Annotated in this window: 4 protein-coding genes; all 4 read left to right on the forward strand. The window is 35.2% G+C overall.

Annotation, left to right across the window (positions count from 1 at the left end):
- Nucleotides 1-1,998 precede the first annotated feature (1,998 nt).
- Nucleotides 1,999-2,937: a calcium-binding protein gene (locus tag F6K23_RS14500; protein ID WP_293156494.1), complete on the forward strand. Its 939-nt coding sequence runs from the start codon at nucleotides 1,999-2,001 to the stop codon at nucleotides 2,935-2,937.
- Nucleotides 2,938-3,163: 226 nt separating this feature from the next.
- Nucleotides 3,164-3,562 carry a hypothetical protein gene (locus F6K23_RS14505; RefSeq protein ID WP_293156496.1) on the forward strand — a complete coding sequence of 133 codons (399 nt, stop codon included), beginning with the start codon at nucleotides 3,164-3,166 and terminating at the stop codon, nucleotides 3,560-3,562.
- Between the two features lie 151 nt (nucleotides 3,563-3,713).
- Entirely contained in the window at nucleotides 3,714-6,590 is a 2,877-nt protein-coding gene (locus F6K23_RS14510) for a tetratricopeptide repeat protein (protein ID WP_293156498.1), read from the forward strand.
- 1,951 nt (nucleotides 6,591-8,541) lie between these two features.
- Nucleotides 8,542-13,224 carry a tetratricopeptide repeat protein gene (locus F6K23_RS14515; RefSeq protein WP_293156500.1) on the forward strand — a complete coding sequence of 1,561 codons (4,683 nt, stop codon included), beginning with the start codon at nucleotides 8,542-8,544 and terminating at the stop codon, nucleotides 13,222-13,224.
- Nucleotides 13,225-13,360 lie beyond the last annotated feature (136 nt).

Below are 13,360 nucleotides of genomic sequence, written 5' to 3' on the forward strand. Positions count from 1 at the left end.
TTTACTTCTAGCTTAGAGTTTGTTGCCACAATCCTCAGTAAACAAATTCATAGATATATAGTTATTGACATCCTCCCGACGCTGCTCTACGAGAAAGCCCGGGATTCCTAACCATCACTGATTAGGTCTTTATACTTCAATGCACTAGCCTCCAAGGTCGAGACTATTTTCGGTCTAAAGGCGCGCTCCACAGACTGACACTGCTAGCCCAGCAGCCTTATTTAAGCTTAACACACTATTGGCATACACCACAAAATTGATTGGTTTTCCCATACGACGCTCCCCTTCAGGAGAGCACGGGTCTTCAACCAACGTTGAGATAAAAATATAGTCAAATATGACATATCCTTATTTTGCAGGTGTTACCTTGACGCTCGTGTTAGCGTAGCTCCTCCGTTTGCGCAGCATTACCTAGGAAAGGAGGCACTACAAAACTACGCCAGTTCGTGACTGTCGGGAAACTCGGCCAACGCACTGACTTCTCTATCCCATAGCTAAAATCATAAGGGAGCTGCTTTTTCTTTTCCCCTTTTTTGATTATCTCCCTGATTCAATTTCTGCTTGGTCATAATACAGAGGCTTGGACGTAGGTTCTTATGTATCTAGAGGTAGCGTATCAGTCCAGGAATTTCACCCTATTGAATTCAGAACGTTGACTCTTGAGACTATTTAGCTTTGTTATTATGACAGACATTGTTAGATTATGTCAATATTCGCCCAAATTTCTGAATACAAAAGACTATATTTAACTATATATGACTATATTTGTGTTCAATGTTTATGATACTTTTCGGCTCCCTAGAGTTATATGGTTAATAACTCTGGAATGAGTTTTGACATACTCCCGACGCTCCCCTACGGGAGAGCGCGGGATTCTTCAATCTGGGAGACCCTGACCACAGTTTTAACAGAAGTGATGTCCTCCTCCTGTGTTGATAACAGTTCATAATTCAATCATATTAATAGTACAAGAACACAAATACTATCAAGTAGCTTTAAATAAATAAATTGGCAAATAATACCAAGTCCAATTTTTGACTTCTCCCTGCTCTAAAGAGACAAGGATTTTAAGCGGATGCTACGCAATGGGATAAACAAACATTGCTCGCTTCTTCTTACACTGTCACCCAGATATTTATCCGGGTGGGACTAGTTAAAATGCCTCTATACACTCACTTGTATTGACATTAACTCATATAGATTGTGCTTACTTTTTGTTAGCTTTCAGGAGGTTCTATCACTATACCAAAATCTTACACTCCCTTTCCTGCTATTGCTTGCAGTGATATAGTCATACTGCCGTTGAATGTATAAACCGTTGTTTCTTAAATGCCGGGATTTCTCTGTACTAGGACAGTTCCAGGTGCAGATGAACTTCTTACTCACACTTTAATTCTATCACTTCGGCCGGATAAATACCGCACCGTCGTTTTCATCCCCTACCTAAAGACTAAGAGCTTTCAACCTTTTTCTTCTGAGTAAAACTAATCTTAGATTTTAATATGATCTAAACAAACTGAATCTGTAGAAGTTATTCAAAGCAAAAGTTAACTTGTAACTACAGAATTTATTTATAGAATTTCAAATTAATCGGCAAATTGGGCAATTGACAATAGCTCATACTATGTTAAAATTCTGGAGGCTTATATAGATTGAGCCAAAAAATATCTGTAATATTTAGACAAAATCATATATAGTCTTAAAGATGCAAAAATATACGAAATAGTACATAATTATAACTTTCTAAAAAATGTATCTGTTGCAGCAGAAAAAAACCTGGCCTAGTTCCTAAAACATGAATTATGACATTAGGTAGTGCTGTAGTAATGGGGAACAATGGTTATGCTTGTGATGTCTTAATTCACAAGGACTAAATTGTCCCTAGAAATGAAAATATAGGTTGACAAAAACGGTTATCTATACAGAATCTAAAATTAGCTCTTTGAGCAAATCAAACATAAATCAGTAATAGTAAATACTAAAAAACGAGGTAAGCAAGTGACTCAAGTAGTAATTCCACCAGGTACCGAAACGGATCCAGTAACCGATGTAAGTACTGGCATCGCCGATGGAGGTCGTGTCCGAGTATATACACCAGGGGAAGACCGTGGAGTTGGGACATCTGGTGCAGACCAAATTTCAGCTTTAGGTGGTGATGATATAGTAGCATCTGGCGGTGGCAATGATGTAGTGGCATTAGGAGGAGGTGAAGATACTGGCGTTGGTGGTACTGGCAATGACTCAATCCAAGGAAACCGAGGAAATGACTCTATACAAGGAGGGGATGGAGATGATTGCCTGAGAGGTGGTAGAGATAATGATACCTTAGAAGGTGGTCAAGGAGGAGACATTATCTTTAGCGATCGCGGAGACGATGTAGCACGAGGTGGATCGGGAGATGATGATATCAGAGGTAATTCAGGCAATGATACCCTAGAGGGTAATGAAGGCGTCGATGTTATTGATGGAGGTAAAGATAACGATAGTCTTGATGGTGGTGCTGGGGATGACTTCATATCAGGAGCTAGGGGTAACGATACTTTAACTGGTGGCGCTGGAGCTGATGATTTCTTCTTCTGGTACAATTCAGATGGTAGTTATGGAACAGATTCTCTAACAGACTTTAATAGGAGTGAAGGAGATAAGATAGTTCTCGCTGCTAGTCCATTCATTCCTGAAGATGCAAGGTTTAATGCTTTAACAGGTACACCAAATGGCGATCCATTGCCAGCAGACGAGTTTGCAGTGATTGAGAATTTCAACCCTCTAGTTGATGGAGCAAGTTCTGCAGCAATTATATATGACCCTACTAATGGTTTAGTCTACTACAACCCAACAGTAGATCCTGGTTCTGATGAAAATCAAATTGCTCGGGTTGATAATAGTGTATATGATGCGGATAACCCATTACAAAACACTGACTTTGAAATATTCTAAGTCTGGTTAATATATAGATGCGGTTTAACATATCGGTATAACCCTAGAATGAAAATTCTGACTCCCCTCTAAAATTAGGTTAGGGGGGATAAATTTTTAATGATTTTTTTTAAGTTATCCTCATTGGACTGATGTAGCTTGTGTTGGTCTTTCCAACCCAGATAGTTTAAATATTCAGAACTATCAACCATTAATAATTAAAGTAATGGGTAGAGGTTCTCGCCAAATGGTTAAGGTAAATAAATATGGTTTTCCTAGAACTGCACCTAAGCTCAGGCAGAAATCATTCTATGATTTTCAAACTGGCGATCTTGTCAAAGCAGTTGTGACTAAAAGCAAAAAGATTGGCACTTATTCTGGTAGAGTTGCAGTCAGAAAAACTGGCAGTTTCAATATTAAAATTAAGACTGAAACTGTACAAGGAATTGGTTATAAATATTGTCAACACTTGCATAAATCAGATGGGTATACTTATAGATTTGGCGAATTAATCAAACAGAAAACTACTAACCTTTTCAATAAAATAATTGATATTTCACCTAGTCCAGTTCAGTTAAATATGTTTGATACTTCTGAGTTAAGCACATCAGAGGTACAACCGAAAGTAAAAAAAATCCAGGAATAAGTTTAGCGGTACTAATGGAGAACAGCTAAGTTTGTTCTAAGTAAACGGAGGAAAGTCATTTATTTGCTGGTTGTTTTCCTCCCGGTACTAAATCAAAGATTATAGTGCAGGTCTCCAGCAACTATTTGAGATGATTAACTACTAGCTAAGGATGGGAATAAAAGAATATCTCAGATTAGCAAAACTCTACTTGAGCGAAGGTAAATTAGGTCAAGCTATAGAAACCTGTAAAGAAATTTTAGAATTACAATCAAATTCTGAGGATGCCTACAGAATATTAGGGGAAACTTATCAAGTTCAAGGCGATTTTCAGGCAGCTATGTATGCTTATACAAAGGCTTTGGAGATTAAGCCTGAATATGCGGAAGTTCATGCTTTTCTTGGTCAATTATATAGTCAGAGAAAGTGGTTGATTGAAGCAGCAAGTCAATATCAACAAGGGATTAATTTAGGGCTGAAATGGCCGGAAGTTTATTATAATTTGGGTAATATTAAGCATCAATTTGGTTATTTAGAAGCTGCTATTGAATGTTATGAAATAGCTATTATTCTGAAGCCGAATTATATTAAGGCTTATTTTAGTTTGGGTATTGTTTTTGAGTTGCAAAGAAATTATCAAGCAGCAGTTGATATTTATCGAAAAATTATCGCACTCAAGCCTAATTCTGTAGAAGCTTATAATAATTTAGGTGGTGTTTTAGCGGATTTGAATAGAAGGTCAGAAGCTGTTGAAGTTTATCGGCAGGGGTTAGGTTTAAAACCAAATTCAGCAGATTTATATAATAATATTGGTCATGCTTTATCAAGAGAAAATCCCGCACAAGCCATCGCTGCTTATCATCGTGCTATAGAGTTAAATCCTAATTTTATTAAGGCACATTATAATTTGGGTAAAGCGTTACAAATTATTGGGGAGCATGAATGGGCGGTTAAATGTTTTGAAGAAGTTATTCAACTAAAGCAAGAAAAGGATAATGCATTAGTTTACAGTGATTGTGCTTTTTCTTTAATGACTACAGGAAAGTTTAAGGCTGCTTTTCTTTATTTACAAAAGGCAATTACTAATAATCAATTTGTTGATGGTTTTTGTCAGTTATGGTCGGCTAAGTTAGAGAATGCGGAGCAGATAGTTTCTGATGAATTGTATTTGACAAAAGTAGCTGGTTTAAATTTTATCAAGGAGCTACAAAATTTAGATAGTTATTCAGAAATTTTTCAGCAGCAGTATCAGAAAATATCTGAATATTTGCTCAAATATTATATTCATTTTGGCAATGTATTGATGGAAAATGAATCTTATGCCAGTGCAGAGATCATTTATCAGAAAGCTTTACAACTTCAGCCGAATTTACCAGAGATTTATTGTTTATTAGGGAATAGTTTAGTTAAACAAAAACGATTAAATCCAGCAATTATTAGTTATCGAGTAGCTATCCAAGTATTATTAAGTGAAAATAGAGTGGCTGAGACGATAAATATTTATTTTGATTTGGGAAAAATTCTGGAAAAGCAACAACGATGGCAGCAAGCGATAGATTGTTACAGTAAAGTTTTATCGGAAAAAGCCATATTAGATTCGCAGATATTCAACAATAATTTTCAGCCTTATCAAAAATTAGAAGGATTATATTTATCTACAAAAGATTGGATAGAACGATTAGATAGTAACAATGACCTGCCAAGATATATAGAGGTAAAATTAGAAAAATCCACAACAGAAGATATAGCAGAAATTACTAAACCTTCAATTCAGGAATTAAGCTCTAAAGACCGGCAGAAAAATTTAGAATGTCATGGATTAAATTGTGGTAAATGTTTATCGGAAATTTATCAGTATTTTGAAGCTAAATATCTCGCCCCAGGAGTTTATAGTCTCAATGGTAGGAGCGGGTTTAGCCAAGATATGGATTTTTTGAATCAGAATTTAGGGAAAAAAAGCTCTTTCCTCAAGGAACTAAAAAAAGGGGATATACCCTCCTTGACAGAAGACTCAAAAAATAGTTTGTCTGGTTTTTCTCACTTTCTGAAAATTTCCCAGACTCCCAACTTCGTAACAATAGTACCAGAGGGAAGAGCTTGGGTTATGCCCAAGAAAAATTACTGGAGACTATGTTACGCGATCGCCATTATGAGTCCAGACAACTATTTACTGGCAGATGTGTCTCGGGAGTATCCATCTCCATTACCAGGATGTACCAACCATGACCCAGGTAAACATCGAATATTTGGTTTAGAAGAACTTCCGTCTCTAGAGAAAATTCATGGTAAAGTAGCAGTATTATCAGTACTGTCGGGAAATGTGTATTTTCATTGGGTAGTAGACCTATTGCCCAGAATAGAAGTATTACGTCAGGGCATAAATTTAGAACAGATAGATTGGTTTTTGGTTAATAACTATCAACAACCTTTTCAGCAGGAGACCTTAAAAATTCTGGGCATTCCCGAAGAGAAAATTTTAGCAAGCGATCGCCATCCCTACATTCAAGCAGAAGAATTAGTTGTTCCCTCATATCCTAGTTATTTAGGATGGTTACAACCGTGGGGAGTAAAATTTTTGAGAGAAGTATTTCTCAAAGAAAGAATTATTGAGAAGTCAGGGTTGCCTGAAAGAATATATATAAGTAGGAGTAATGCTAGATATCGTCGAGTAATGAATGAACCAGAGGTAGTAGAGGTATTAAGCAAATTTGGTTTTACCTGTATTACTCCAGAGTCTATGTCCCTAGAAACTCAAATTGCCATCTTTGCTCATGCGAAAATTATAGTTGCTCCTCATGGAAGTGGTCTGACAAATATAGTATTCTGTAATCCAGAGACTAAAATTATTGAACTTTTCTCCCCCGACTATCTCAGATACTACTATTGGCATATTAGCCAATTATTAGGACTTGAACATTACTTTTTAGTAGGTGAAGCATTTAGTTGTTATCCTATTAGAAATTTAATGTATGAAAGTTCCCTTGTAGAAGATATTTTGGTGAACTTAGGGTCACTAAATTTAATGCTTAAAGCTGTAGGTATTATTTGAAAAAGGTTGGAGGTTTAATTAGGGTTTGGAGAGTAAGGGAGTAGGGGAGTAGGGGAGTGTGGGAAGAAATTCAAGAATATATATCTTCACCATTACTATTCAGGACAACTGTCAAATTAATGTCAAATATATTCGTTTGTTTGTACAAGCATAGCTACTAAATATTTGACGAAATTTAATAACTCTCGACCATATCTTTATCAGAATATGTATGAAAAAAGTTGGAGGTTTAATTAGGTTTTGCTGAAAAAGTCTGATGGGGGTAGGAGACAGGAGAAATGGGTATGGGAGTGAGGAGGTAGAAGTAAGAATTGTCCCTCAATCTTGATCATAATTATTCCAAAATACTAGCTTTTTGCAGCTCTTTCCATCGAAAAGCTGGTACTTTTCCCATACCTAAAATTGCTCAAACCAATATCAGTCAATAATTTGATATTTATGAGCGCAAACCCTAATTAGTGTTTGGAGAGTAAGGGAGTAGAGGAGTAGGGGAGTGTGGGAAGAAATTAAAGAATATATATCTTCACCATTACTATTCAGGACAACTGTCAAATTAATGTCAAATATCTTCGTTTGTTTGTACAAGCATAGCTACTAAATATTTGACGAAATTTAATAACTCTCGACTATATATTTATAAGAATATGTCTTATGTGACTATATTTTTATGAACTATAAAACTATTTATGACATATCTAAATTGAAATGATATGACTCCTACCAATTTTGGACATTGTAAAAACAGTGGAGTTGTATTAAATATTAGGTGTTATATTATGTGTCCCCTCCAGGGGAGCTACGTTATCAGTTAAACACTTATAAATAACTTAGGAAGGAAGAAACGAGAAAAGTAAAGACAATTTCAGTATCTATTTTGTACTCTCAGTTATATAACGCTTCTCAAGTTACTAAAGTACAGTTGTTTTTCTTCTTTTCTACTCCCTACTTCCTAAAATAAACGAATTTGGTACATTATGCTTCTTAGGAATTGCTATAAATAAAATTTAATAACTAACCCCTCCTAACATGATATTGTACAATTTATCTATGAAGTTGCTCTGAATAAAATATGATAATTACCAGCAAAATAATGCCGTAAAAAAATCATTAAGTGCATCGTTACAAAGAAATAGTATTAGGTAAAATCTTATTACCTACAATTAATCCCTTATTCCATAAAACTAACACCTACGGAACAGAATAACCAAAAAAAACAGGTCTCAAAGCTACTCTTTTAGGGGTATAAAAAAAAGAGAATTCCGTATTTTCTTGCCTCCCTAGCTATACCAATTTGATCGACATTTGTTACAAATGGTAGGGACGTTGCATAAGGGCGTCCGTAGGTCAGAAGGAGGAAGCAAGAAGGAAAAAGGGATAAATCTTGAAAAAAAAAGGGAAAAAAATAGATATAACTATCTAAAATGAACTGGAGCAAATATTTTTCAGCATATCCGTTCTAGATATAGTTTTTATAGCACAATACGGTTTCCTACGGAATGCTTCGCAAACAGTTTAGACAAAAACTCATAATATATGGAACCATTAGATAGGTTTTTCAGACTACAGAAATGCAAAAAAAATCCTTAACTGAACTGTATTGTTTTATAGCATTCTTTTTTTAAACTGGTATTACTGAAAAATTTTGGGTATGCGCCTCCCCTTTTCAGGAGATAATAAGCGGTCGAGGGATAGCCATATCCAATCGACCAAGAGAAGAAAAATTTTCATGAATTTGTCAATCCTCTCCTTGAAAAGAAGAGGTAATTATTCATTATTCATTATTCATTATTAATTGTTGAAAGGAGGTACTGATAACTGATAACTGATAACTGAAGTGACGAGGGTGAAAAACGTAAGGAATAGGAAATAAAAACTATTGCCCGTTTTTCAATTAAGGTTTTATCCAAACCGAAAATTAACTTAATTCATAGTAGCAAAAAAAAGAGAGAAAATGGCATCAACAAATCCTCCAGAAAGCGCAGCAGAAAAATTCCACCAAAAAGCAGAAGCTTATGTAGCCGAAAAAAAATTTGATGAGGCGATCGCTTCTTGTGAATTAGCTATAAAAATAGAAGAAAATTATGCTCCACCCTACAAAACTTTAGGTAATGTTTGGCAAGCAAAAGGAAAATTAGAAGCTGCAGAAAATTACTATAAAAAAGCATTAGAAATCCAATCAGATTGGCCGGAAGTATATGCTAATCTCGGCAGTTTATACGCCATGCAGCAAAAATGGCAAGAGGCAATATCCTATTATCAAAAAGCTGTAAATTTGAAGCCAGATTTTGCCGGAGTTTATCGTAATATGACAAAAGTATGGTTACGTTTAGGCAACGAAAAATCTGCTATATATTGTCAGTACAAAGCATTTTCTCTAGAACCTGAAAAAGCCACCCTAGAAGAAATTCTTAACTTAGGTAAAAATCTACAGCAACAGGGTAGTTTAAATGAGGCAATATCTTGTTACCGAATTGCTATTAAATTAAATGCTAATTCAGCAGAAGCTTATCAAAATTTAGGAGCTGCTTTAAAGGAGCAAGGGAATCTAGATGAAGCTACAGTTTGTTTTCGCAGAGCTATCGAACTTAGACCAACTAATACCAATACAAAAGTAGAAACTTCAACAGATATTAGAGCTAATCAATATAATTTAATTTCTGGTCAAGAATTAGAAGCCCAAGATACTTTAGTGAGCAGTTTAAATAATCACGAAGTAAATGCTAATGATACTCTTGTTTCAGCAGAACAGATAAATAATATTCCACCTCAACCAACAACTGCGATTAATACTGAAGATATAGAAACTTATATGATGGTGGCAGAGACTTACGTGAATCAGAAAAAATGGCAACAAGCTATTACTGTGAGTCAGAAAATTATTTCAATTAGACCAGAACCCAAAGCTTATAAAATAATTGGTAATTCTTTACAAGCTATGGGGAAATTATCAGAAGCATTAGATTGGTACAAAAAAGCATTAGAAATTAAACCAGATTTTGTAGAAGTACATGCAAATATAGGAACTATATTTGCTCAAAAACAACAGTGGGAACAAGCAATACAATATTATCGTAGAGCAATTGCAATTAAACCAGAATTTGCTGGAGCATATCGTAATTTAGCCAAAATTTATACTCAACTTAATCAGTCAACAGCAGCAGCAGAATGTTTATTTCAAGTATTAAGACTAGAACCAGGAAAAGCTACAGCAGAAGAATTTTTATATACCGGAAATACTCTGAATGAAAATGGTCAATTAGAACAGGCGATCACTTGTTATCAAGGAGCAATTCAGTTAAAGCCACAGTTAGTAGAAGCTAGTTATAAATTAGGAGAAATTTTAATTCAAAACGAGCGGTGGGAAGAAGCAGTTGCTTGTTATCAAAGAGTCATATCTGCCAATCCAAATAATGTAGAACCTTACGAAAAATTAGCAGATGCTTTATTAAATCAAGGACAGGTAGAGTCAGCTTTACAAAATTATCAAAAGGCTCAACAACTAGAACCAAATAATACAGAAATCAAGCAAAAAATCGGAGAAATTTATTACAGAGATGGAGAAGCTTTCCAAGAACAAGGAAAAGTAGAAGAGGCAATCAAAGCTTACAGTCAAGCAACGGAAAATTATCCAGAATTTGATATACCTTATGGAAAATTAGGGGAAATTTTCTCACAGCAGGAAAAATGGGAAGAAGCTGCCAAAGCATATAAAAAAGCAAGTGAAATAAAATCAGATAATTCTTGGTATCACAATAGTTTAGGAGAAGCTCTCAAGAAATTAGAAAAATGGGAAGAAGCTGTTGAAGCATACCGCAAAGCAATAGAATTAAATCCTGATTTTTCTTGGTCTCATAATAATTTAGGTGACTGTCTATTAAAACTAGAAAAATGGTCAGAAGCTGTTTTACCTTATCGTAAAGCAATAGAACTAAAACCTGACTTTACTTGGTCTCATATTAACTTAGGAAAAGCTTTATGGTCAGCCGGAAATTGGCAAGAAGCAATAGACCCATATCGTCGCGCCATAGAATTAAAAGCAGACCTACCAGAAGCTTATCAAAAATTAGGAGATGCCCTGAAAAAACGCGCTCAATTAGATTTAGATGAAGCCATAAAATGGTACGAAAAAGCCATAGAAAATAACCCAGAAAATGAACAGCTTTATCATAAAGCATTAGAAATAAAACCAGATGACCACAAACTTTATTTACAACTAGGCAATACATTAGTAAAAAAAGGGAAAACTCATGGAGCGATCGCCTTTTATCAGTTAGGTTTACAAATTAATCCAGATGACCATGAAATTCAAGCAGAATTAGAAAAGATATTACCAAAAAAAAAGACTTTAAAGGAACAGGCAACAGGCAACAGGCAACAGGCAACAGGCAACAGCGGTCAGACCCCGCGACGACGCCAGTCGCAAGCGGTCGGACCCCGCGACGACGCCAGTCGCAAGGGAACGCCGACCAAGAGAGGGAATGCTGACCAAGAGAGGCAACAGGAAAGTTTCGCTCTTTTGAAAAGGGAAAAGGAAATAGTAAATAACGAACAAGCAAATATTGCTATTTCTCCCTCAAATTATCCTGTAATTGAAAAAGAAGATGCCTATCAATTATGGCTAAAAGCAAACTTACCTAGTTCAGAAAAACTAAAGAAGATGTCGGAAAATTTAGAGACCTTTCGATATCAACCATTAATTAGTATTATCTTGCCAGAAAAACAAGCATCTCCAGAGTTCCAAGAGACAATTGAATCAGTGATAAATCAAGTTTATCCAAACTGGGAAATCTGTTATATTGCCGATAAACTTCCGCAAAATATAGAAACAGATAACAGAGTAAAATTAGTCTTAAAAGATGAAAGTGGAGATATTGCCACAAACTTAAATACCGCCTTAGCATTAGCAACAGGAGATTTTATTACCCTGTTAAATTCTGATGATACTTTAACCCCAGATGCTCTTTATGAAATGGCGCTATTGCTGAATAAACATCCAGAAGCAGACATGGTTTATTCAGACGAAGATAAATTAACAAAAGAAGGGAAATTAACTCAACCATACTTTAAACCAGACTGGTGTCCAGACTCATTTTTATCTCGAATGTACACTGGTCATTTGTGTATATATCGCCGAGAATTACTAGAAAAATTAAACGGTTTTCGAGGGGGATATGAAAATAATTATGAATATGATTTAATTCTGCGCTTAAGCGAAACAAGTAAAAAAATATTCCACATTCCCAAAATACTTTATCACAACAGAATTTCTGAAAATGAAGTAGCAATAAATCAGACAATTTCAGCAGAAACAGCCAAAAAAGCATTAGCAGAAGCATTAGAAAGACGAGGAGAAAAAGGAACAATTTATAACCTCACTCAACATCCTGGTTTCTATCAAATTCGTTATCAAATTCCAGAGAAAAAGCTAGTCAGTATTATCATTCCCACCAGAAACTTAGGAGACATTTTAGATAGATGTCTAGAGTCAATATTTAGCAAAACAACTTACCCAAATTATGAAGTAATATTGATTGACAATGGCAGCGACGAATCAAAAACAAAAGATATTATTGAAGGGTGGAAAAATCAAGAACCACAACGTTTCAAATGTTATGAATATGATATTCCTTTCAATTTTTCCAAGCTCAATAACTTTGCCACAGAAAAAGCAGAAGGTGATTATTTACTATTCTTAAATAATGACACAGAAGTAAAAACTCCTGACTGGTTAGAAGCAATGGTCGAACAAGCACAAAGAGAAAAAATAGGAGCAGTCGGTGCTTTATTATTATACCCAGATAATACAATTCAACACGCCGGAGTAGTATTAGGAATGAGGAGTATAGCAGACCATAGCCATCGTGGTTTTTCTCCCACTGATGCTGGATATAATGGTCAAATTATTTCTGTGAATAATTATTCCGCCGTAACTGCCGCTTGTTTAATGTGTCGGCGAGAAGTATTTGAAGAAATGGGTGGGTTTGATGAAGAATTAGCCGTAGCATTTAACGACGTAGATTTATGTTTGAAAATGATAGATAAAGGTTATCGAAATATTTATGTACCTCACGCTGTTTTGTATCACCATGAATCGAAAAGTCGGGGAGTAGAAAATACAGGAGAAAAACAATTACGTTTCCAACAAGAAATTCAGAATATGAAGCAAAGATGGAAATATTTAATAGATAAAGACCCTTGTTATAACCCTCATCTAACTCGACAACAAGAAGACTTCAGTCTAAGGATTAAAACAAATGTCGAAGTTAGTGTTTCTTTATATGAAAAAGATCCAGAAATAGTAGGATGTTCTATAGATGTACCAAAACCAGGAGTAGAAAAAGATATTAGTTCCATTTGTATTGGAGGATGGGTAGTAGGAAAAACATCTCCTCCAGTTACAGTAGAATTAATTGTAGCTGGCAAAGTAATCAGAGAAATTCCTGCTAATTTACATCGTCCAGATGTAGGAGAAATTCATCCAGAATTTCCAGAAGCTAAATATTGTGGTTTCTGGGGAGAAATAGAGGTAATTGAATTTGCGCCAGAGATGAAAATTTCCTTAGAAGCTATTCTCAAAGATGGTTCTCATGTGCGACTGGGAATGGTGAATTTGAAATGTCCTAGTTTGATTTAAAAGGAAGAAGGAAGAGGGAAGAAGGAAAAATAATCAAGATATTTTTCTAAAATTAATGAGTATTTCCTATTCCCTCTTTTAATAAAAATTCTTAATCCATAAATTATGTAAGCATTTAGCCATCAGCTATCAGCTA

The organism is Okeania sp. SIO2C9, assembly GCF_010672455.1.
Taxonomy (GTDB): Bacteria; Cyanobacteriota; Cyanobacteriia; order Cyanobacteriales; family Microcoleaceae; genus Okeania.

Coding starts and splice junctions, on each gene's coding strand:
- F6K23_RS14505 (WP_293156496.1), top strand. CDS start 3,164: ATGGTTAAGGTAAATAAATATGGTTTTCCTAGAACTGCACCTAAGCTC.
- F6K23_RS14515 (WP_293156500.1), top strand. CDS start 8,542: ATGGCATCAACAAATCCTCCAGAAAGCGCAGCAGAAAAATTCCACCAA.
- F6K23_RS14510 (WP_293156498.1), top strand. CDS start 3,714: ATGGGAATAAAAGAATATCTCAGATTAGCAAAACTCTACTTGAGCGAA.